This window comes from Thauera sp. JM12B12, assembly GCF_039614725.1.
Lineage (GTDB): Bacteria > Pseudomonadota > Gammaproteobacteria > Burkholderiales > Rhodocyclaceae > Thauera.
This window is the reverse complement of sequence record NZ_CP154859.1, coordinates 778,292-800,003: the sequence shown is the minus strand read 5'-3', so window position 1 is coordinate 800,003 and position 21,712 is coordinate 778,292. Positions and strand designations below refer to the sequence as shown.

Below are 21,712 nucleotides of genomic sequence, written 5' to 3'. Positions count from 1 at the left end.
GATGCCCGGCCCCGGATTGTATCAGCTGAGCGGCGGGCTCAGCGCAGCGTGAGCGCGTCGGAGACGATGCGCGGGGTGATGAAGACGAGCAGTTCCTTGCGGTTCGACACCTTGCTCTGAGTCTTGAACAGGTGGCCGAGCACCGGAACGTCGCCGAGCAAGGGCACCTTGTCCTCGCCGGTCGATTCCTCTTCCTCGTAGATGCCGCCGATGACCACGGTTCCGCCGTTCTCGATCAGTACCTCGCTCTTGACGTTCTTGGTCTCGATCGGCGGCACGTTGAGGAGCGCGTTTTCATACAGCGGACGGTCCTTGTTGACCTCGATCGACAGCTGCAGGCGCCCATCGGGCGTGATCTGCGGCTTGACCTTCAGCGACAGCACCGCCTTCTTGAACGACACGCTGGTGGCCCCGGAACTGGTCGCCTCCTGGTACGGGATCTCGGTACCCTGCTCGATCGAGGCCTCGACCTGGTTCGCGGTCAGTACGCGCGGGCTCGACACCACCCGACCGCGGCCATCGGACTCGAGGGCTTGCAGTTCGAGGTTGAGGAAACGGGTCAGGCTGTTGTTGAACAGGGTCAGGTTGAGTGCCCCGTAACCATTGGGCAGGAAGCCGTCGCCGCTGCTCGCCGACTCGCCCACGCGGCGCAGGATGGTGTTGATGGGCGCGTTGGCGCCGGTGTTGATGGTGCCGTCCGGGTTGGCCGACGCGAACTCCGAGGTCCCGAACCCGATCTTGCCGCCACCGCCGAGGCTGCGATTGCGGCGATCGCCGTAGCCGAGTCGGACGCCCAGGTCACGTGCGAAGGTCTTGTTCGCCTCGACGATGCGCGCCTCGATCAGCACTTGGCGCGGCGCGACGTCGATCTCCTGCACCAGCCTGCGCAGCGCCTCCAGGCGCGAGGGCACGTCGGTCACGAACACCTTGTTGCTGCGCTCGTCGACCACCACGCTGCCGCGCTTGGAGAGCATGGTCTGGTCCTTGCTCTTGAGGAAATCGAAGATCTCCTTGGCCTTGTGATAGTTGATCTGGAAGCTCTCGGTGTTGAGCGGCTCGAGGTCGCCGATCTGCGCCTTGGCCTCGAGCTGGAGCTTCTCGCGCGCGGCGAGCTCGTCACCCGGCGCGATCCAGATCACGTTGCCGTTCTTGCGCATATCCAGGCCCTTGGCCTGCAGGATGATGTCGAGCGCCTGGTCCCAGGGCACGTCCTTCAGGCGCAGGGTCAGGTTGCCCTGCACCGAGTCGGACGTGATGATGTTGAAGTCGGTGAAGTCGGCGATGACCTGCAGCACCGAGCGCACGTCCACGTTCTGGAAGTTGAGCGACAGCTTCTCGCCCTGGAACTGGCCGCGGCTGCCCTGCACGAGCTTGCTCGGGTCCTCGACGACGCGCTTGACCTCGAGCACGAAGCGGTCGTCGCTCTGGTAGGCGTTGTGCTCCCACAGGCCGTTCGGCGTCACCGTGAGCCGCACGCGGTCGCCGACCTGCTGCGCGGTCATCGAGGTGACCGGCGTGCCGAAATCGGTGACGTCGGAACGCCGGCGCAGGTGCTCGGGCAGCGAGGTCTGCAGGAAATCGACGATGAGGTTACCGCCCTGCTGGCGGATGTCGATGCCCGTGTCCGGGTTCGACAGGTCGACCACGATGCGCCCATCGCCTTCCGTGCCGCGGCGGAAGGCGATGTCGCGGACCGCCAGTCCGCTGGCGGCGACCGCGCGCGAATCCGCGAAGTTGCCCTGCGACTCGGTGACCACGTTGGTCTGCGCAGCCTGCGCGCTCGTCGGCGAGATCGCGATGATGAGGTCGCGGCCCTGCACGCGGGTCTCGTAGGGGCTCATCTTGACCAGGTTGAGCACGACCCGGGTGCGGTCACCCGCCTGCACGATGTTGGCGCTGCGCAGATCGCCCTGCTCGATGCTCTGCAGGTTGCGGCCGAGCGCATTGCCGGTACCGGCGAAGTCGAAGGCGATGCGCGCGGGGTTTGCCACGCTGAAGCTCGGCGGCGGCACCGCGAGGGGCTCGCGCAGGGTGAGGCGCACGTAGACCGTGCCGCCCTGCTCGGCGACCTCCAGCCCTTCGATCTGGTTGGCGAAAACCTGCGTCTGTTCGGCGTCCTGCGCAAGCGCGCCAGGCGCAGGGGCGACGCCTGCAAAAACGGCTGCGAGCAGCAGCACTCCAATACGGTGTCTCATCGTCCGGTCTCCTGCCGCTCCTGCAGCGTCAGCGTGCTCACCCGCTCGACCCAGTCGCCATAGACGTCCTCGACCAGTTCGCGCAGCGTGACTTCGTTTTCGGTGATCTGGGTGACCACGCCGAAATTCTGTCCCATGTAGTTGCCAACCTTCACCTGATGCAGCGCGTTGTTGGCCTTGACGAGCGCATGGGTGTTGCGCCCCTGCATCAGCACACCGACCATCTGCATCGACTCGAGGGGATAGGCCTCGAGCGGCTCGCGGCGACGGTCCATGTCGGGCCGCAGCGCCCCGGCGGATGCGCGCCGCTCGGGCTCCATGCGCCCGGTGCGGAAAGGATCGTCGCCCTGCATGCCGGCATAGGCCACCACCGGGAAGGGCTTCAGCTCGGGCAGGGCACGCACCGCACCGCGCATGGTCTTGGCCTGCTCGTTCATCCACGTCTGGAGGTCGTCCTCGCTGCCGCCCGCGCAACCGGCGAGAAGCAAGCAGGCGCCAAGGATTGCAGCCCTGTTCATTTCTTGTTCCCCTGCTTCGCCGCCTGGGCCGCCTGGGCCGCGGCCCGCTGCTGCGCGAGCTCTTCCTCGTCGAGATAGCGATAGGTCGTCGCCTTGGTCTCGAGCTTCAGGCGCCCGTCCTTCTCGGCCTGGATCGCGATGTTGTTCAGGGTCACGATGCGCGGCATGCGCGCGACGTCGGCGACGAACTCGCCGAGGTCGTGATAGACACCGGTCAGGCGCACGTCGATCGGCATCTCGGCGTAGAACTCCTTGACCACGTCGGCACCCGGCTTGAAGAGTTCGAACTGCAGGCCACGGCCGAGGCCGGCCTGGTTGATGTCCGACAGCAGCGAATCCATCTCGGCGCGGTTGGGCAGCTGCTTGAGCAGGGCGCCGAACTGTCGGTCGATCTCCTCGAGCTGGCGGCGGTGCTCTTCGAGATTCACCGCCTGGCGCTTCTTGGCCACCCAGCTGTCACGCAGCTGGATCTCCTCGTTCTGGCGCTGCTGCAGGGTCGCGACCTGATCCTGCCAGTCGAACCACCAGAAGCCGGCGATCGTCAGCGCCAGCAGGGCGACGAAGACGGCGACGCGCGGCGCCGCCGGCCACAGGCCGGGGTCATTGGGATCGAGACCCTTGAAATCCTGCGCGAGGCGCTTGAAGTCGATGCCCTTGCGTGCGGCGGCGGGAGTCGTCGATTTCATTTGGCAGCCCCCTTGGCGGCGGGAGTCGCGGCCTCCGCGCCAACTTCCTCTTCCGGCTGGCGAATGCTGATCGCGAGGGTGAATTCGCTCAGGCGGCGGTTGTCGATCGTCGTCGCCTTGGCCTCGATCAGCACCGGCTGCTCGACGAAGGACGAGGCCTCGATGTTGCGCATCAGGTGCGAGACGCGGGCGTTCGACTGCGCATAGCCCACCAGCGTGACGCGTCGCGCCTCCTGCTTGATCGACTTGAGATACACGCCATCGGGCATGCGCTGCGCGAGCTCGTTGAACAGATGCACGGTCTCCGCACGCGTACTTTGCAGCGACTCGATGACCTGCTTGCGGGCAAGCATGGCGTCGATCTGTTCCTTGAGGCGGCGGATCTCGGCGATGTCGCGATCGAGCTTGGCGATCTCGTTCTTGAGGAAGGTGTTGCGGGCTTCCTGGGCCTCGATGTGGCTGCTGTAGATGGCGTGCACGCCGAAGCCCACGAGCGCACCGAGCAGGACCATCAGCGCAGAGACGACGTAGAACTGCTGGCGGCGCTGACGGCGTTTCTCCACGCGGTGCGGGAGAAGATTGATCCGGATCATGCGTCGAACCTCCTCATGGCCAGGCCACAGGCCACCATCAGCGAGGGCGCGTCCGACAGCAGCGACTTGGGCCGCACCTTGCTGCCGAGGGTCATGCCGGCGAAGGGGTTGGCGATGAGGGTGTCGACCTGCGCGCGGGCCCCGACCACGTCGCCCAGGCCGGGCATGATCGCGCAGCCGCCGGCGAGCACGATGTGATCGACCTGATTGAATGATGTGGACGTGAAGAAGAACTGCAGCGCGCGCGAGACCTCGAGCGCGAGGCTGTCCATGAACGGGCGCATGAGTTCGCGCGGATAGCTGTCGGGCAGCGAGCCGGCGCGCTTGGCCGACTCCGCCTCCTCGAAGCTCATGCCGTACTGGCGCGCGATGTCCTGCGTGAGCTGGCTGCCGCCGAACGCCTGTTCGCGGGAATAGACCGACTGCCCATTGCGGAACATGGTGACGTTCATGACGCTGGCACCGATGTCGACCAGCGCCACCACCTGATCCGCCCCGCCGCGCGGCAACTGCGTGCATACGAGCTCGAGCGCGGACTCCGTGGCGAGCGACTCCACATCGACGATCACCGCCTTGAGGCCAGCGGCCTGGGCGACCGCGACGCGGTCCTCGACCTTGTCCTTGCGCGAGGCGGCGATCAGCACCTCGACGTCGCCCGGGCTTCCGGCCGCGGGGCCGATCTCCTGGAAGTCGAGATTGACCTCGTCGAGCGCGAACGGGATGTACTGGTTCGCCTCGGCCTCGACCGCGAATTCCATCTCGGTCTCGCGCAGCCCCTCGGGGAGGATGATCTTCTTCGTGATCACCGATGACGACGGCAGGGCGACGGCGACGTTCTTGATGCCTCCCCCCAGCCGTCGCAGCGCGCGGCGCACCGCCTCGCTCACGGCCTCGAGATTGGCGATGTTGCCATCGACGACCGCGTCCCGCGGCAGTTGCTCGATGGCGTAACGCTCCACTTTGTAAGCGTCCTTGTCACCCCCCGACAACTCGACCAGCTTGACGGATGAAGACGAGATATCGAGCCCGGCAAGCTGACGCGTCGCAGAGCTGAGGAAGGGGAGGTCAATCACAAAGAAAGTCCTTACATTTCTTTATGTTACGCGTCAAAGCTAAGACACTTTGTCGCATGCTAGCAACAAGCCCCTGGGGTGTAAAGGGAACTGCTTCACGGTTAACGACCGCTAACAGGAACTCTTTAGGGAGGCCGGAACGCATCCCGTATAATGCCGGTCCGCTCAAAACCGCTCTGGATTGCCCATGCGCTGGGTCCTGTATCCGATCGCAGCGCTGTTCGCGCTGGTCATTCTCGGTCTCGCCACGCTCGCCGCGATGGCGCTCTTCGCGTGGCCGAACCTGCCTGCGCTCGACACGCTCACCGACTACCGCCCGCGTGTGCCGCTGCGAGTATATACGGCCGATGGGCACCTCATCGGCGAGTTCGGGGAGGAACGGCGTGACGTAGTGCGCATCGCCGACGTTCCTTCCACGCTCAAGCACGCCATCCTCGCCGCCGAGGACGAGCGTTTCTACGAACACCGGGGCATCGACCCGGTGGGCCTCGCGCGCGCCGCGCTCGCCAACCTGTCGTCCGGCGGCCGCGGCCAGGGCGCCTCGACGATCACCATGCAGGTCGCGCGCAACTTCTTCCTGTCGCGCGAGAAGACCTACAACCGCAAGCTCTACGAGATCCTGCTCGCCCTCAAGATCGAGCAGAACCTGTCCAAGGACCAGATCCTCGAGCTCTACATCAATCAGATCTTCCTCGGTCAGCGCGCCTACGGCTTCGCCGCCGCGGCCCGGGCCTACTACGGCAAGACGCTGGAAGAGCTCACCCTGCCCGAGTCGGCGATGCTCGCCGGCCTGCCCAAGGCACCCTCGGCGTTCAACCCGATCGTCAACCCGGCGCGGGCCGCCGTGCGCCAGCAGTACGTGCTGCGCCGGATGCTCGAGGCCGGCTTCATCGACCAGGCCAAGTACGAGCAGGCCCTCGTCTTCGCCACCCCGCGCCAGAGCCAGCGCGACACCGCGGCAGCGCGCAAGACGCAGGACATCAGCGTGCCGGGCGATCATGTCGCCGAGATGGCGCGGCAGATCGCCGTCGAGCAGTTCGGCGAGCAGGCTTACGAACTCGGTATCCGCATCATCACCACGGTGACGCGCAAGGACCAGGAAGACGCCTATGCCGCGCTCCGTCGCGGCGTGCTCGACTACGACCGCCGCCATGGCTATCGCGGCCCGGAGTCCTTCGTCGAGCTGCCGGCCGGCGAGGTCAGCGAGGAAAGACTGGACGAAGCCCTCGGCGAGGTCAGCGATCACGGCGACCTGCTCGCCGCGGTCGTGCTCAAGGCCAGCACCAAGGAGGTTGTCGCCTACCGGCGCGGCCAGGAGATCCGCATCACCGGCAAGGGGCTCGGCTTCGTCGCCCCGATGCTTGCGGAGAAGGCGCCGCAGACGCGGCGCGTGCGGCGCGGCGCGATCATCCGCCTGCGCTCGACCGGAAAGGACGCCTGGGAGATCGTCCAGCTACCCGAGGTGCAGGCCGCGCTGCTCGCCATCGACTCCCACACCGGCGCCGTGCGCGCCCTGATCGGCGGCTTCGATTTCAACCGCAACAAGTTCAACCACGTCACCCAGGCGGTGCGTCAGCCGGGCTCGAGCTTCAAGCCCTTCATCTTCTCGGCGGCGCTCGACCGCAACTTCGGGCCCGGGAACGTGCTGGACGACGGTCCGCTTTACTACCCGGCCGGCGTCACCGGCAGCAAGGCCTGGGAGCCGAAGAACTACGACGGCCGCTACGCCGGCCCGATGACCCTGCGCGACGCACTGACGCGCTCGAAGAACATGGTCTCGATCCGCCTGCTGGAAGAGATCACCCCGCAGTACGCGCGCGACTACCTCGGCCGCTTCGGCTTCGATCCCGCGCTGAACCCGCCCTACCTCACCATGGCGCTCGGCGCGGGCGCGGCCACGCCCTGGCAGATGGCCGCAGGCTACGCCGTGTTCGCGAACGGCGGCTACCGCATCGAGCCCTACGTCGTGAAGGAGATCTACGACGGCAGCGGCCGGCTGATCGCACGCACCGATCCGCCGGTGGCGGGCGAGAGCGCCCCGCGCGTGATCGACGCGCGCAATGCCTGGCTGATGGATTCGATGATGCGCGACGTCGTCCAGCGCGGCACGGCGACGCGCGCGCGCGTCCTCAAGCGCAATGACCTCGCCGGCAAGACCGGCACCACGAACGATTACGTCGATGCATGGTTCTGCGGCTACAACCCCGACCTGGTCGCAGTGTCCTGGGTCGGCCACAGCCAGCCGCGCAACCTCGGCCGCGGCGAGACCGGCGGCGCCGCCGCGTTGCCGATCTGGATCAACTACATGGGCGCCGCCCTGGAGGGCGTGCCCGAGACCGAACGCCCGCCCCCGCCGGGCCTCAAGCTGGTGCAGAACGGCCTCGGCAGCCGTGAGGACTATCACTACGCGGAGTACGAGGCGCCCCTGCCGCCCCCCATACCCGACTGGCTGCAGGAGATGTTCGGCAACGACAACGCGCCCGCCATGGAGGCCGAGAGCGAGGCGATCCCGCCGGGCCCCGCACCGCTGCCGCGCCCGGCGCAGGCACCCGCACCGGTGGAAGACCGCATGCCCATGCCCATCCGGCGCTGAGGCCGGCGACGCGATCAGTCCGGCCGGATCAATCCAGCCGCTTCAGCTCGACCGGTTCGCCCGCCTGCGCGCTGGCGAGCGCGGCGAGCATCGCCCACAGATCGGCACCGTCGCGGGTATTGATCCAACGCCCGTCCTGGGGCCGGAAATGAAAGCCCCCCGACTTCGCCGCAACCCAGATTTCGCGGGCAGCGGTGTGGCGGTTGATGATCATCTTGGTGCCATTGTCGAACTCGAGCTCGAGGATCCCGCCGGGTTTGGGTTCGATGTCGATATCAACGCCGCATGCCTCGAGTGCGGATTCGATGCGGGCCAGTTCGGCCTCGGCGAGGGCGTTGAATGCGGACTCTTCCATGCTGACTCCTTCTGTTAGGATTCCGGTTTTTCCCGAAGAACGGCGATGCGAGCCAAACTCCCCTTGATCGCGCTTGTCTGCGCGCTGCTTTCGGCCTGCGGCATCAAGGGCCCGCTCTACCTGCCCGCCCCCGGCACGACCGCGCCGCCGGCAGCGGGCGCCGATCATAGCAAACCCGTCGTTCCGCCGGACCTGCTCTCCGACACCCCGCTCGAATGAACGCTCCCGACACCCGCTCCACCACCTGGCCCATCCCCACGCTCGACATCCGCGACGGCGCACTCCGGCTCGAGGGGCTGCCGCTCGCCGACATCGCCGCACGCTTCGGCACGCCGACCTACGTCTACTCGAAGGCTGCCCTGATGGCCGCCTTCGGCGCCTGGCAGCAGGCGCTCGCCGGTCGCCGGTCGCTCGTCTGCTACGCCGTCAAGGCCAACTCCAACCTCGGCATCCTGTCGGTGTTCGCGCGCCTCGGCGCGGGCTTCGACATCGTCTCGGGCGGCGAACTGGCGCGCGTGCTCGCCGCCGGCGGACGCGCGGACAAGGTGGTGTTCTCCGGCGTCGGCAAGACCCGCGCCGAGATGCGCCTGGCGCTCGAAGCCGGGATCCGCTGCTTCAACGTGGAGTCGGCGGCCGAGCTCGCACACCTCGACGCGGTCGCAGCCGAACTCGGTACGCGCGCGCCGGTAGCGCTGCGCGTCAATCCGGACGTCGATCCGAAGACGCACCCCTACATCTCCACCGGCCTCAAGGGCAACAAGTTCGGGGTGGCCTTTGCCGACGCGCTCGCACTCTATCGCCGCGCCGCCGCGCTGCCCAACCTGCGCATCAGCGGGGTTGCCTGCCACATCGGCTCGCAGCTGCTCGACCCGGCGCCGATGGCGGAGGCGGCAGGCAAGCTGCGCGACCTCGTCGACAGCCTCGCCGCCGAGGGCATCCCGCTCGCGCACATCGACCTCGGCGGCGGACTCGGCATCCGCTACCGCGACGAGACGCCGCCGGCGGTCGCCGACTACCTCGCGCCGCTGCTCGAGGTCTTCGCCGGTCGCGACGAGGAGCTCTGCTTCGAACCCGGGCGCTCACTGGTCGGCAACGCGGGTCTGCTGCTCACCCGCATCGAGTACCTCAAGCCGGGCGAGACGAAGAATTTCGCCATCGTCGATGCAGCGATGAACGACCTCGCCCGGCCCGCGCTCTACGACGCCTGGCACGAGGTGGTGGAGGTCTGCGCGCGGCCCGGGACCGAACGCGAATACGACGTGGTCGGCCCGATCTGCGAAAGCGGCGACTTCCTCGCCCGCGGCCGTCGCCTGGCGGTCGCCGAGGGCGATCTGCTGGCGATCCTGTCGGCGGGTGCCTACGGCATGACGATGAGCTCGAACTACAACACCCGCCCGCGCGCTGCCGAAGTGATCGTCGATGGCGACGGTGCGCATGTGGTGCGCGCGCGCGAGACCGTGCCCGAGCTTTTCGCACTCGAACGCACCCTGCCCTGATGGACACCCCCGCCCCGGCGGGGGCCTCCGTGGCGACGGGCCCCGCGCCGACGGCTTCAGACCTCCGTGCGGGCGATCGACGCGCCTGCGTCGTAGGCTTCGTAGAGGGCGCGCCCGAAGGCCTTCCATGCCGGGCCGCCATGCGTGTGCATGCCGGTCTCGGCGCTCTGGCGCATGTTGATCAGCATCAGTTCGGACAGTGCGAACAGCTCGCCGGTGAGCTTGTCCTGCCGGACGGGGCTGCGCAACAGCTTCATCATGCAGCCCGGCGTGCAGCTCAGCGCCTGCTGTGCGAGTTCGCGCAGACGCGCCTTGTCGTCCCAGTCGAGCCCGATGGCGATGCCCCGTTTGACGATCTCGCGTTCGAGTTCATCAGCCGTGCGCGCGTAATGTCCAAATCCACTCATGATCCCGTTCCTTCCCGACGCACCGCCCAGACGCCATGCGCTGCGCGTGCTGCACCGCACTATTCTGCATGCGGATCGGCTCTTATCCTAGTCCAGTCCGTCGCCGAGCTGCCCGCAATCCGAACTCCTTCGTGACGCCCATCATGCTTTCTGGCCAAACGCTTGCGCGACTCGTCCGCCCACTGATGCTCACGCTTGCGCTTGCTGCAGCGCCGTACGCACACGCCACGCCCGCTCTCCCGCCGGCCGTTCAACTCGCTCTGGACAACGCGCGCATTCCGGCCGATGCGGTGTCGGTGTGGGTGCAGCCGGTCGACGCCGACGCGCCCTCTCTCGCCATCAACGCCGACCGTCCGATGAACCCCGCCTCGGTGATGAAGCTGGTGACGGCGTTCGCCGCACTCGAGCGCCTCGGCCCCGCGCATGCCTGGCGCACGCGCGTCGCCACGCGCGGCCAGGTGCGCGATGGCGTGCTCGAAGGCGATCTTTACCTGGTCGGCGGCGCCGACCCGGTGCTCGGCTACGACCGCCTGTGGAAACTGCTGCGCCGGGTGCGCGCGCTCGGCATCGAACGCATCGCGGGCGACATCGTGCTCGACGCCTCGGTCCTTCGCCTCCCGCCGCACGACCCCGATGCCTTCGACGGCCGCGGCCTGCGCCCCTACAACAGCGGCCCGCACGGCCTGCTGCTCAACTACAACACCCTGCTGCTAGGCCTCTACCCGGGCAAGACCGCCAACGCGCCGGTGACGCTGGCTGCCGAGCCTCCGCTGGCAGGGATCGAGATCGACAACCGCATCCTCACCTCCGACGCCCCCTGCGGCACCTGGTACCGCGACCTGCAGGCGAGCATCGAAGGCGGCCGGCGCCTGGTGCTCAGCGGCAGCCTGCCCGCCGCGTGCGGACCGCGGACGTGGAGCGCAGCGCCGCTGCCACCGACCGAGTTCGGCAGCGCCCTGGTCGCCACCCTGTGGAGCGAGGTGGGCGGCCGGATCGCCGGCAGCGTGCGCGAGGGCACGACCCCGGCCGAAGCGGAAGAACTGTTCGGCGACGAATCGCCCGCGCTCGCCGAGGTCGTGCGCGAGATGAACAAGTGGTCGAGCAACGTCATCGCCCGCCAGCTCCTCGCCACCCTCGGCAACAGCCCGCTGGCACGCGCCGGCGGCGACATGGTCGCCGGCGGCGCACGCATCGCGAACGAAATCCTCGTGAGCGCCGGGATCGATACCACGGGGCTGGTGATCGAGAACGGCTCGGGCCTGTCACGCATCGAGCGCATCCGCGCCGACAGCCTCGGGCATGTCCTGATCGCGGCCTGGAGACGCCCCTGGATGCCGGAGTACGTCGCCGCGCTGCCGGTCGCCGGCCTCGACGGCACCGCCCGCGGCCGCCTGCGCGACAGCGCGGCGAGCGGCCACGCCCACATCAAGACCGGCACGCTCAACGGCGTGCGCGCGATGGCAGGCTACCTTCTCGACCGCCACGGCCACCGCCATGCGATGGTGATGATGATCAACCACCCCGAGGCTGCGAACAGCACCGCAGCCCAGGATGCCTTGATGGACTGGTTGTGGGCGGGAACGCCCTGACCCCGCGGACGGGCGGGAAACACCCGCCCGCCGCCACGCGGGCCTCGCGCGCAACGCTCAGGGCATCGGTAGCGGACGACGCTGGATGAGCACCCACCAGCCGCGCACGATCCGGTAGAGGATCCACAACCCGGCGATCAGCAGCAGGCCGATCGCGAACGGCACCCCGATGATGGTGACGACCATCATCGCCGCCACCGCGATCCACAGCACGGCGAACCAGAAGCTGCGGATCTGCCAGCGGAAGTGGCTCTCCAGCCAGGTCCCGCGCACCGCGTTCTGGTTCCAGTAGTTGAGGACCACCGCGGCGATCGAGGGCAGACTGGCAACGAAGCTGAAGATGATCGTCGCCGAGCCGACCACCGCCGAGAACACCGCGAAGGCGTGCAGCGCATACACCAGGTGGGTGACGGTGACCATGTTCTCGGACGGCTGGCCGGCCTCGAGCGGGGCGGGATAGGGGGTGCTCATCGAGTCTCCTTGCGGGGAAGCCCGCGCCGGGAAGATCCCTGGCGCATGACGAAGGCTTCGACTTCGGACCATGCCGCGTGTTCGGTTGCAGCGCAACAACAAACTGTAACGCGGACGCCCACGGGAACGCTGTTCCGTGGGCGCGGGCTTGCCCGCGAATACCGCGCGCTCGAACGCCGGGTTCGCGGGCAAGCCCGCCCGCACGCGCCGGACTGCGCTACAGCCCCAGCTCGCCCCACATCGCATCTACCCGCGCCTTGACTGCGTCGTCCATGACGATCGGCGTACCCCACTCGCGACTGGTCTCCCCCGGCCACTTGTTGGTCGCATCCAGGCCCATCTTGCTGCCCAGGCCGGCGACCGGGCTGGCAAAGTCGAGGTAGTCGATCGGCGTGTTGTCGACCAGCGTGGTGTCGCGGGTGGCGTCCATGCGCGTGGTGAGCGCCCAGATCACCTCCTTCCAGTCGCGGATGTTCACGTCCTCGTCCAAAACGATGATGAACTTGGTGTACATGAACTGGCGCAGGAAGCTCCAGATGCCGAACATCACGCGCTTGGCGTGGCCGGGGTACTGCTTCTTGATGCTGACCACCGCCAGGCGGTAGGAGCAGCCCTCGGGCGGCAGGTAGAAATCGACGATCTCGGTGAACTGCTTCTGCAGCAGCGGCACGAACACCTCGTTCAGCGCCACGCCCAGCATCGCCGGCTCGTCGGGCGGCTTGCCGGTGTAGGTGCTGTGGTAGATCGGATCGCGGCGCATGGTGATGCGCTCGATCGTGAACACCGGGAAATCGGAGACCTCGTTGTAGTAGCCGGTGTGATCGCCGTACGGGCCTTCGGGCGCCATGTCATTGGGGTGGATCGCACCTTCGAGCACGATCTCGGCCGAGGCTGGTACCTGGAGATCGCTGCCCAGGCACTTCACCAACTCGGTCTTGGCCCCGCGCAGCAGGCCGGCGAACTGGTATTCGGAAATCGAATCCGGCACCGGTGTCACCGCGCCGAGGATGGTCGCCGGGTCGCAGCCCAGCACCACCGAGACAGGAAAAGGCTCGCCCGGATGCGCACGCTGGTGCTCGAGGAAGTCCAGCGCCCCGCCGCGATGCGCCAGCCAGCGCATGATCACCCGGTTGCGGCCGATGACCTGCTGGCGGTAGATGCCCAGGTTCTGGCGCTTCTTGTGCGGCCCGCGCGTCACCACCAAGCCCCAGGTGATCAGCGGCGCAGCGTCGCCCGGCCAGCAGTGCTGGATCGGCAGCTTCGCCAGATCAACCTCGTCACCCTCCCACACCACCTGCTGGCAGGGCGCGGAGCGCACCTCCTTGGGCGCCATGTTGAGCACCTGCTTGAGCACCGGCAGCTTCTCCCAGGCGTCCTTCAGACCCTTGGGCGGCTCGGGCTCCTTCAGGTAGGCGAGCAGCTTGCCGACCTCGCGCAGCGGCGTGCTCCAGTTGCCGTCGGCGACATCCTCGCCCATGCCCATCGCCACCCGTTGCGGCGTGCCGAAGAGGTTGGCGAGCACGGGAATCGCCTGCGGCACACCTTTCGTCACCGGCTTCTCGAACAGCAAGGCAGGGCCGCCGGCGCGCAGCACGCGGTCGGCGATCTCGGTCATCTCGAGGTGGGTGTCGACCGGGACGGTGATGCGCTTCAGTTCTCCGCGCGCCTCGAGCTGGGTGATGAAGTCGCGCAGGTCGTCGTATTTCATTCAGGCCTCTTCGATCGATGTTCAGGCTGGCGCCGCCCGCCAGTGGTCGTGAAATCAGCGCGGTGCCGCAGATTCAGGGGGCGTCCGTGAGAGCGGGCTTGCCCGCGAATGAAGCGGTTCCGCGTCTGCTGTTCGCGGGCGAGCCCGCTCCCACAACGGCATCTCGCCGCCCTGCTCCATGGGAGCGGGCTTGCCCGCGAAGGCGGCGCCTGGTCTTGCGACGTTCGCGGGCAAGCCCGCTCCCACAGACGTTTGCTCCCACGGAGTCGTTGCGGGCAGTGGAGTTCCCGAGCGCCGCACGTCCGGGATCACGCGTCCTGGCCCTTCAGCGCTGGGCGTTGATCGCGTCGCGGGTGTCGAGCGCGACCTTGCGCGCGGCCTCGGCGAAGTCCTCGCCCCTGCCTGCATAGAGCACCGCACGCGAGGAGTTGATCATCAGCCCGGTGCCGTTGGCCGTACGCCCCGCCGCCAGCGTGGCGGCGATGTCACCGCCCTGGGCGCCGATGCCCGGCACCAGCAGCGGCATGTCGCCGGTGAGTTCACGCACGCGCGAGATCTCGGCCGGGAAGGTGGCGCCGACCACCAGGCCGCAGTTGCCGCTGGCGTTCCAGTCCTCGGCGACCGTGCGCGCGACGTGCTCGTAGAGCTTCATGCGGCCGCGGGGGGTGTCGACCTCGAGGAACTGCAGGTCCGAGCCACCCGGGTTGGAGGTGCGGCAGAGCAGGATCACGCCCTTGTCGGGGTAGGCGAGGTAGGGATCGACCGAATCGCGCCCCATGTAGGGATTGACCGTGATCGCGTCCGCCCTGAAGCGCTCGAAGGCCTCGATGGCGTACTGCTCGGCGGTGCTGCCGATGTCGCCGCGCTTGGCGTCGAGGATGACCGGGGTGGCCGGGTGGACGGCGTGGATGTGCGCGATCAGGGCCTCGAGCTGGTCCTCGGCGCGGTGGGCGGCGAAGTAGGCGATCTGCGGCTTGAAGCAGCACACCAGGTCCGCAGTGGCGTCGACGATGGCCTTGCAGAACTCGAATATGGCATCGGGCCGGCCCTGCAGGTGGGCGGGAAACTTGGCCGGGTCAGGGTCGAGGCCGACGCAGAGCAGGCTGTCGCGCTGCTGCCAGGCGGCGCGGAGGGCGGTCATGAAATGCATGGAGAACCCCGGAGACGGTGAGGAAAGCGTGATGGTGCGATCCTGCGACGCGCGCCGCCCCCTGCGAGACGGCCGGCGCGCAGGACGCGAGGCAAGGGATCAGGCGCCGCGCAGCGCGTGGTCGAGGAAGATACCCGCGAACACGGCCGCGCCGAACCAGTTGTTGTGACGGAAGGCCTTGAAGCAGTCAGCGCGCTCGCGCGCCCGGATCAGGGTGTAGTGATAGCCCGCAATGGCCGCCGCGGCGCCCAGGCCGAGGTAATGCGGCAACCCGGCGCCGGTGCGCACGCCCACCCAGGCGAGCAGGCCGAGCGCGCCCGCATAGCACAGCATCACCGCGGCGACATCGAAGCGCCCGAACGTGATCGCGGAGGTCCTGATACCGATCTTGAGGTCGTCCGGCCGGTCCACCATCGCGTACTCGGTGTCGTAGGCGATCGTCCACAGGGCGTTGGCGACCAGCATCATCCACGCCAGCGCCGGCACCGTGCCCTGCACGGCGGCGAAGCCCATCGGGATCGAGAAGCCGAAGGCCAGGCCGAGGTAGGCCTGCGGCACCGCGAAGAAGCGCTTGGTGAACGGGTAGCTGCCGGCCAGGAAGAGCGCCGGCACCGACAGCCAGATCACCAGCGGGTCGAGCGGGAGCACCAGCACGAAGGCGACCGCCGACAACCCGGCCGCGAGCCACAGCGCCTCGCGCGCGCCGACCGCGCCGGTGGCGAGCGGGCGGTTCTGCGTACGCTCGACATGGCCGTCGATGTCGCGGTCGGCGTAGTCGTTGATCACGCACCCGGCCGAGCGCATCAGGAAGGTGCCGAGCACGAAGATCACCAGGATGTGCAGGGGCGGCCAGCCCCCGGCCGCCACCCACAGCGCCCACAGCGTGGGCCACAGCAGCAGCAGGGTGCCGATCGGCTTGTCGATCCGCATCAGGCGGATGTAATGGGGCAACTTGTCGTTCAGGCTCATGCCGGACGTCATCGGGGCAGTTCCAGGATCTCGGGCAGGAAGGCTTCGCTCACCATCAGCGCGCTGCCGCGCAACAGAAAGATCGAGCGCCGGGTCCACAGCGCGCGGGGCATGCGCTGCGCGGGCGCGTAGCGGGACAGCGCGACGCGGGCCCGATGATACCGCGCATCGCGACCGTCCAGACGCCGACAGGCCAGCGGCAGGCGAGCGATCGCGGGGTCGGAGAACAGGGCCGCACCGAGCGGCCGCGAGCCGATCCCGTGAAAGAGGTTCCAGGCGCCACGCACGTTGCGCCGGGGCAGCAGCGAGCGCGCGAACACCACCGGCCGGCCGTCGGCGAGCAGCAACACTTCGCGCAGCCAGGCGCGCTCGCCCGCGCGCAACCCGAGCAGCAGCGCCTCGTCACGGTGCATGCGCGCCAGCTCCTGGCGCACGACCTGCACCGCGAAACGGCTGCAGCGCGCGCGGATGCGCGCGGTGAGCGAGCCGGCGTCACGCATCCAGGGCAGCAGAGCGGCGGGCATGGCCGCGCGCGGCGGATGCGCGAGCCAGGTCTCGTGGCGCGGACCGGTGTGAAGAGGGAAGGCGATCAGCGGACGCATCGAATGTGTTGACGGCAGTGTTGACGGCAGGACAGGCCTTGCGATTGCGGCGCACGCGCACCGGCAGCGGGCGGAGAGATGCTCATGCGCGCAACAGGGCCTCGCGTCCGCCCAGCCAGCGCGTCATCAAGGCCTGAGCCACTGCGGGCTCATGGCTCAGCAGATGCTCGGCGAGCTCGCGCGCTGGCTCGATCAGCGCGGCGTCGGCATCGAGATCGGCGTAGCGCAGCAGCGGCACGCCGCTCTGGCGCGCACCGACGAACTCGCCCGGCCCGCGGATGTTGAGGTCCTCGCGTGCGATCGCGAAGCCGTCGGTGTGTTCGTAGATGACCTTGAGACGCGCGCGTCCGGTCTCCGACAAGGGCTGGGCATAGATCAGGATGCATTCGGACTCGGCGGTGCCACGGCCTACCCGGCCGCGCAACTGGTGCAGCTGGGCGAGACCGAAGCGCTCGGCATGCTCGATCACCATCAGGCTGGCGTTGGGCACGTCGACGCCGACCTCGATCACCGTGGTCGCCACCAGCACGTCGAGCTCGCCCGCCGAGAACGCCGCCATGGTCGCCGACTTCTCGTCGTTCTTCAGCCGGCCATGGACCAGGCCGATGCGCAGTTCGGGCAGCGCCTCGACAAGGGCGGCGTAGGTGTCCTGAGCGGTCTGCAGCTGCAGCGCCTCGGACTCCTCGATCAGCGGGCACACCCAGTAGGCCTGGCGGCCGCCGAGGCAGGCCGCGCGCATGCGCGCGATGACCTGGTCGCGCCGCCCCTCCGCAGCCAGCCGGGTACGGATCGGCGTGCGTCCCGGCGGCAGTTCGTCGAGCACGGAGACGTCGAGGTCGGCGTAGTGCGTCATCGCCAGCGTGCGCGGGATCGGCGTCGCCGACATCATCAGCATGTGCGGGCGCCGGCCCTCGTCGCCCTTCTCGCGCAGGGCCAGGCGCTGGCGCACACCGAAGCGGTGCTGCTCGTCGACCACGGCGAGCGCGAGGCGCGGCAGCATGACCGGATCCTCGATCAGCGCATGGGTGCCGACCGCAAGCAACACCTCGCCGCTCGCCAGGCGGGCGAGTTCGGCCTCGCGCGCGCGCTTCCGGCGGCTGCCCGACAGCCAGGCCACGTCAATGCCCAGCGGCGCGAGCCAGGCCGACAGCTTCTTCCAGTGCTGCTCGGCGAGGATCTCGGTGGGCGCCATCATCGCCGCCTGCCAGCCGTTCTCGGCCGCCTGCAGCATGGCGAGCGCCGCCACCAGGGTCTTGCCCGAACCGACGTCGCCCTGCAGCAGGCGCTGCATCGGGTGCGCCGCAGCCAGATCGGCGGCGATCTCGCCCCAGGCCCGCGCCTGCGCACCGGTCGGCCGGAAAGGCAGCGCGTCGAGCAGGGCCGCCGTCAGCCGCGCGCGCGCGCGCAGCGGCACCGCGGCGCGTGCGCGGCGCGCGAGGTAGGCGCGGCGCAGGGACAGCTGCTGCACCAGCAGTTCCTCGAACTTCATGCGTTGCCAGGCGGGATGTTCGCGACTCTCGAGCGCATGCGGATCGGCGTCGGGGGCGGGGTGATGGAGCGCACGCAGCGCATCGGAGAATGCGGGCAGGCCGAGGCGCTGCAGCCAGTCGGCAGGCAGCAGCTCGTCCAGCGGCTCGGTCTGGAGCGCGCGGTCGACGAGCTTGCGCAGGGTGGCCTGGCCGACGCCGGCGGTGGTGGGATAGACGGGGGTCAGCGCCGCAGGCAAGGCCTCGCCCGGTAGCACGCTGCGCACGCGCGGGTGCACCATCTCGTCGCCGAAGAAGCCGCCGCGCACCTCGCCGAACAGCCGCACCCGCGCGCCGGGCGCAAGCTGTTTCTGCTGCGAGGGATAGAAATTGAGCCAGCGCGCCACGAGGGTCGCGCTGCCGTCACTGATCCTTGCCACGAGCTGGCGCCGCGGACGCAGCACGACTTCGGCGCCGACCACCTCGCCCTCGACCTGGGCCGGAAAGCCGGGCCGGGCCGCGGCGATCGCCGTCAGCCGGGTCTCGTCCTCATAGCGCAGGGGCAGGTGGAGCAGCATGTCGCGCGGGCCGCGCAGGTCCAGCCTCGCAAGCCGCGCCGCGAGCTGGCTGCCGACCCCGGGCCAGCCGCGCGGCGACTCCACTGCCCCCACCCTTGCGTCCCGGCGATGTTCAGTCGAGGACCAGCACCAGGTCCGCCTCCACCAGCGCACCGCGCGGCAGCTCGCGCACGCCGACGGTGGCCCGCGCCGGATACGGCTCGGCGAAGCAGCGCTTCATCACCTCATTGACGACACCGAAGTTCGACAGGTCGGTGAGGTAGATGGTGATCTTGACCACGTCGGCAAAAGAGCCGCCTGCCGCCTCGGCCACCGCCTGCAGGTTGGCGAATACGCGCTGCGCCTGCGCCTCCACGCCCTCGACCATCTCCATGGTCGAGGGGTCGAGGCCGATCTGTCCGGACAGGAAGACCTGGTTGCCGACCTTGACCGCCTGCGAATAGGGGCCGATCGCCGCCGGAGCATTGGGGGTGGAGATGATCTGACGGGCCATGGCGCTTGCCTCCGCAAAAAAAGGAAAGCGGCATTGTACCCGTCACGCCGCGCGAAGGCGCTCAGCCCTCGGCGCGGAGCGTGATCTCGCAGCCCAGCCGGTTGATCACCTTCTGCAGGCCGATACGGGAGACGACGTTGATGACCAGCGGTGCGATGAAGTTCGCGCGCAGACCGGTGGACGCCGGGCCGTTCGCCTCCGCGTCCTCCTTGCGCACGATCACCGCGACCGCTGCCTGCTCGGGCGAGGCGAGCTTCAGCAGCGCCACCTCTTCATCGCTGAGCGGGAACTCGAGGTTCACGCCAAGGCGGGCCGGCAGGGTGATGGAGAACGCCACCTCGGGGTCGTCGGCGCTCTGCAGCAGGAAGACCTCGGGTTCGCTGCCTTCCTCGTGCACGAGCGCGAAGCGCCTGCACGCCTCGAAACCGGGCAGCCCCAGCGGAAACTCGATGACCTTGTCCTCGGGAACCTCGGCGCTGCCGAACATCGGGCTCTTGATCTGCATCGACTCTACCTCGCGTTGAAAAAGACAATGTTGATCCGGCTTCAAGGGTGGCGCCAGGAAGCCAGTCACGATAAATCAATTCGACCGCGCGGGGGCCACGATCACGCCCGCGCCGAGCCCCGCCTCGCGCAGCTTGCGCTGAGCGCGCTCGGCCGCCGCCTTGTCCGCGAACGGCCCCACCACGACACGGCTCTGGATGCGGGCTTCGTAGCCGGCTGCGAGCGCGCGCTCATAGACGGTCACCGCATTGGCGGCGTCGCCGAAGACGCCGAGCTGGACGCGATGACCGGGAGCGCTCGCCGCGACCGCGGCCTCGGGCAGCAACACGCCCGGCGGCGCCAGGGGCACCGACCCGGCGTCGGCAAGCGTGTCGGCCGCGGCGGGCGCCGCGGCGCCCGGCCCGGCAGAAGCGCCCTCCACGGCCAGCGGTCGAACGTTCGGCGTTGATGCCGCACCCTCGGCGGCTGCCGGCGACTTGACGTCCCCGGCAACCTCAGCCACGCGGGGTGCGGAGGCGGCGATCGGGTCGGGGCCGAAGCGCCGCTCCCCCCCATCGCCCGCCGTCGGCTCGACACGGGTGCCCAGCAACAAGGCCGCGATCCCGAGCGCCACCGCAGCCGCCAGCGCAGCCGCCGCGCGTCGCAGCAGGACGTCGCGGGCGGGCGGTTCTCGATGCGATGCGATCACGCGCTCGCCTCCCCACGCCGGGCGAGCGAGAGCACCAGCTCGGCCTCGGCAAGGGTGATGCCGCAGCGCGCGGCGATCATCTCTGCATTGAGCCCCTGCGCCGCGAGCACCATGGCCTCGGAATACTCGGGCGAGCTGGTCGGCTGGACGCGCGCACGCTCGGCCTCGTCCTGCAGGGTGTTGAGGTCCTCCACCAGGCGCGCAATCTCCTGCTGCTGGATGCCGACAAGCTCCTTCTGCGCCTGCAGTTCCTGACGCAGGCGCGAATTCTCGAGCTGGAGTGCGAACACCTCGGCGCGCGCGTCATCAGCCGCGGCGGGGGCCACGACGTCCGTTCCCGCCACCACGGGCGCGATCACCGGTGCGTAGTCGAAGTCACCGTCCTCGTCGCCATCGCCCCCCTGCTCCTCAATGGCTTCCCGGGGGCCGCCGCGCTGCGCGGGGGCCACGGCCGCGGCGGCTGGCGCCGCAGGCGCGCGCCTGGGCGCACGCAATGCGCGCAGAAACTCGAAGGCCGCATACCCCATCAGGGCCAGCACCGCGAGCCAGAGCAGATCCCGCGCGCTCATGCGCTGACGCGAAAGGGAAACACCCCATGCGCGGAGGCGCGCCGTTCGGGTATGGCAATAAGAGGAAGCGTTGCGCGGGGCATGAGCGACGACGAGGATGCGATGCATCGATAATACTTGCCGGCGCACGCCCCGACAAACGACACGCCTGGCGACTTCCGATGCCCCTCGACCTCTCGACCCTGCTGTTCTGGCTTAAGAAATCGGCCGCCATGCTCGCGCTGCCGCCCCTCATGCCGCTGCTCCCCATCATCGCCGGGCTCCTCTTGCTCGGCCGCCGCCCACGACTGGGCAGGACGCTCGCCTGGACGGGGGTGGCGCTGAATCTCGCGCTGATCACACCGGCGAGCGTGAGCTGGCTGGTCGCCCAGGTGGAGTATGCCCATCCGCTCGACACCCGCGCCGTCGCCAATGCCGAGGCAATCGTGGTGCTCGGCGCGGGCAGGCGCAGACATGCGCCCGAGTTTGGCGGCGAGACCATCAACCGCCTCGCACTCGAGCGCCTCCGCTATGCCGCCCGCCTGGCAAGGGAAACCGGTCTGCCACTGCTCGTCAGCGGCGGGGCGCTGCTGGGCGACGTCCCCGAGGCGGTGCTGATGCAACGCAGCCTGCAGGAGGACTTCGGCGTGCAGGCGCGCTGGCTCGAGGGCGCATCGCGCGACACCCGCGAGAACGCTCGCCTGTCGGCGGTCCAGCTGCGGGGCGCCGGCGTGCGCACGATCCTGCTCGTGACCCACGCGATGCACATGAACCGGGCACGCGACGAGTTCGCTGCGACCGGGCTGGTGGTCATTCCCGCCCCGACCGCCTGGCTGGGCAGCGGCGACGTCACCCCCGCCGACGAGCAGGGCCTGCAGCTGCCGAGCCAGAACACCGCATACGCAGCCTGGTTCGCGCTGCACGAGTTGCTCGGGCAGCTGGCCTATCGACTCTCGCGCTGAAGGCACGGAAACGAAAAAGCCCGCCCCCGACCGATTCGGTCGGAGGCGGGCTTGAGCACGTGGGCAGC

The 21,712-nt window shown here is 68.9% G+C and carries 22 protein-coding genes; 5 read left to right on the top strand and 17 right to left on the bottom strand.

Annotated elements, in window-relative coordinates:
* Positions 1 to 38 precede the first annotated feature (38 nt).
* The 5 genes from AAG895_RS03520 to AAG895_RS03500 are packed head-to-tail and all read right to left on the bottom strand — an operon-like array spanning position 39 to position 5,065.
* Entirely contained in the window at positions 39 to 2,195 is a 2,157-nt protein-coding gene (locus tag AAG895_RS03520; RefSeq protein WP_345794185.1) for a type IV pilus secretin PilQ, read from the bottom strand.
* On the bottom strand, positions 2,192 to 2,713 hold the full coding sequence (locus tag AAG895_RS03515; RefSeq protein ID WP_345794184.1) for a pilus assembly protein PilP: 522 nt from the start codon (positions 2,711 to 2,713) through the stop codon (positions 2,192 to 2,194). The genes AAG895_RS03520 and AAG895_RS03515 overlap by 4 nt, the downstream gene beginning before the upstream one ends.
* Complete coding sequence (locus tag AAG895_RS03510; protein ID WP_345794183.1) at positions 2,710 to 3,399, bottom strand: type 4a pilus biogenesis protein PilO; 690 nt, start codon at positions 3,397 to 3,399, stop codon at positions 2,710 to 2,712. Before AAG895_RS03510 ends, AAG895_RS03515 begins: the two co-directional genes overlap by 4 nt.
* The gene (locus tag AAG895_RS03505; RefSeq protein WP_345794182.1) at positions 3,396 to 3,992 is read right to left on the bottom strand and encodes a PilN domain-containing protein; all 597 of its coding nucleotides are present in this window, start codon (positions 3,990 to 3,992) and stop codon (positions 3,396 to 3,398) included. The genes AAG895_RS03510 and AAG895_RS03505 overlap by 4 nt, the downstream gene beginning before the upstream one ends.
* Positions 3,989 to 5,065 (bottom strand): pilus assembly protein PilM, encoded by a 1,077-nt coding sequence (locus AAG895_RS03500; RefSeq protein ID WP_345794181.1) that lies wholly within the window; start codon positions 5,063 to 5,065, stop codon positions 3,989 to 3,991. The genes AAG895_RS03505 and AAG895_RS03500 overlap by 4 nt, the downstream gene beginning before the upstream one ends.
* A gap of 187 nt (positions 5,066 to 5,252) precedes the next feature.
* On the opposite strand from AAG895_RS03500, the gene AAG895_RS03495 reads away from it, so the two are divergent.
* Positions 5,253 to 7,658, top strand: a complete 2,406-nt coding sequence (locus AAG895_RS03495; RefSeq protein WP_345794180.1) for a PBP1A family penicillin-binding protein — start codon at positions 5,253 to 5,255, stop codon at positions 7,656 to 7,658.
* Positions 7,659 to 7,686: 28 nt separating this feature from the next.
* Here AAG895_RS03495 and cyaY read toward each other — a convergent pair whose 3' ends face one another.
* Entirely contained in the window at positions 7,687 to 8,013 is a 327-nt protein-coding gene (gene cyaY / locus AAG895_RS03490) for an iron donor protein CyaY (protein ID WP_345794179.1), read from the bottom strand.
* Between the two features lie 45 nt (positions 8,014 to 8,058).
* Here cyaY and AAG895_RS03485 point away from each other — a divergent pair, with 45 nt between their 5' ends.
* The gene (locus AAG895_RS03485) at positions 8,059 to 8,232 is read left to right on the top strand and encodes a lipoprotein (RefSeq protein ID WP_345794178.1); all 174 of its coding nucleotides are present in this window, start codon (positions 8,059 to 8,061) and stop codon (positions 8,230 to 8,232) included.
* A complete protein-coding gene (lysA, locus tag AAG895_RS03480; RefSeq protein ID WP_345794177.1) occupies positions 8,229 to 9,509 on the top strand; it encodes a diaminopimelate decarboxylase in 1,281 nt (426 codons plus the stop codon). The genes AAG895_RS03485 and lysA overlap by 4 nt, the downstream gene beginning before the upstream one ends.
* Before the next feature lie 56 nt (positions 9,510 to 9,565).
* On the opposite strand, the gene AAG895_RS03475 is transcribed toward lysA, so the two are convergent.
* Positions 9,566 to 9,916, bottom strand: coding sequence for a hypothetical protein (locus AAG895_RS03475; RefSeq protein WP_345794176.1), 351 nt, complete (start codon positions 9,914 to 9,916; stop codon positions 9,566 to 9,568).
* A 185-nt stretch (positions 9,917 to 10,101) separates the two neighbouring features.
* Here AAG895_RS03475 and dacB point away from each other — a divergent pair, with 185 nt between their 5' ends.
* A complete protein-coding gene (gene dacB / locus AAG895_RS03470) occupies positions 10,102 to 11,505 on the top strand; it encodes a D-alanyl-D-alanine carboxypeptidase/D-alanyl-D-alanine-endopeptidase (protein WP_345795362.1) in 1,404 nt (467 codons plus the stop codon).
* A gap of 57 nt (positions 11,506 to 11,562) precedes the next feature.
* Here the strand turns inward: dacB and AAG895_RS03465 are convergent, their stop codons facing one another.
* From AAG895_RS03465 to AAG895_RS03420, 10 genes are all read right to left on the bottom strand, one after another.
* Positions 11,563 to 11,976, bottom strand: coding sequence for a hypothetical protein (locus tag AAG895_RS03465; RefSeq protein ID WP_345794175.1), 414 nt, complete (start codon positions 11,974 to 11,976; stop codon positions 11,563 to 11,565).
* Between the two features lie 217 nt (positions 11,977 to 12,193).
* A complete protein-coding gene (gene ubiD, locus AAG895_RS03460) occupies positions 12,194 to 13,684 on the bottom strand; it encodes a 4-hydroxy-3-polyprenylbenzoate decarboxylase (RefSeq protein WP_345794174.1) in 1,491 nt (496 codons plus the stop codon).
* Between the two features lie 325 nt (positions 13,685 to 14,009).
* Positions 14,010 to 14,834 carry an orotidine-5'-phosphate decarboxylase gene (pyrF, locus tag AAG895_RS03455; protein WP_345794173.1) on the bottom strand — a complete coding sequence of 275 codons (825 nt, stop codon included), beginning with the start codon at positions 14,832 to 14,834 and terminating at the stop codon, positions 14,010 to 14,012.
* A gap of 99 nt (positions 14,835 to 14,933) precedes the next feature.
* Entirely contained in the window at positions 14,934 to 15,815 is an 882-nt protein-coding gene (gene ubiA / locus AAG895_RS03450; RefSeq protein WP_345794172.1) for a 4-hydroxybenzoate octaprenyltransferase, read from the bottom strand.
* Complete coding sequence (locus AAG895_RS03445; RefSeq protein WP_345794171.1) at positions 15,812 to 16,405, bottom strand: chorismate lyase; 594 nt, start codon at positions 16,403 to 16,405, stop codon at positions 15,812 to 15,814. Before AAG895_RS03445 ends, ubiA begins: the two co-directional genes overlap by 4 nt.
* 82 nt (positions 16,406 to 16,487) lie before the next feature.
* Positions 16,488 to 18,542, bottom strand: a complete 2,055-nt coding sequence (gene recG / locus AAG895_RS03440; protein ID WP_345794170.1) for an ATP-dependent DNA helicase RecG — start codon at positions 18,540 to 18,542, stop codon at positions 16,488 to 16,490.
* Between the two features lie 19 nt (positions 18,543 to 18,561).
* Positions 18,562 to 18,942: a RidA family protein gene (locus tag AAG895_RS03435; protein WP_345794169.1), complete on the bottom strand. Its 381-nt coding sequence runs from the start codon at positions 18,940 to 18,942 to the stop codon at positions 18,562 to 18,564.
* Positions 18,943 to 19,003: 61 nt separating this feature from the next.
* Positions 19,004 to 19,447 (bottom strand): flagellar assembly protein FliW, encoded by a 444-nt coding sequence (fliW, locus tag AAG895_RS03430; RefSeq protein ID WP_345794168.1) that lies wholly within the window; start codon positions 19,445 to 19,447, stop codon positions 19,004 to 19,006.
* Positions 19,448 to 19,522: 75 nt separating this feature from the next.
* Positions 19,523 to 20,134, bottom strand: a complete 612-nt coding sequence (locus tag AAG895_RS03425; protein WP_345794167.1) for an SPOR domain-containing protein — start codon at positions 20,132 to 20,134, stop codon at positions 19,523 to 19,525.
* Positions 20,131 to 20,703: a DUF2802 domain-containing protein gene (locus AAG895_RS03420; protein WP_345794166.1), complete on the bottom strand. Its 573-nt coding sequence runs from the start codon at positions 20,701 to 20,703 to the stop codon at positions 20,131 to 20,133. Before AAG895_RS03420 ends, AAG895_RS03425 begins: the two co-directional genes overlap by 4 nt.
* Before the next feature lie 161 nt (positions 20,704 to 20,864).
* Here AAG895_RS03420 and AAG895_RS03415 point away from each other — a divergent pair, with 161 nt between their 5' ends.
* Positions 20,865 to 21,644: a YdcF family protein gene (locus AAG895_RS03415; protein WP_345794165.1), complete on the top strand. Its 780-nt coding sequence runs from the start codon at positions 20,865 to 20,867 to the stop codon at positions 21,642 to 21,644.
* The last annotated feature ends 68 nt before the right edge of the window (positions 21,645 to 21,712 follow it).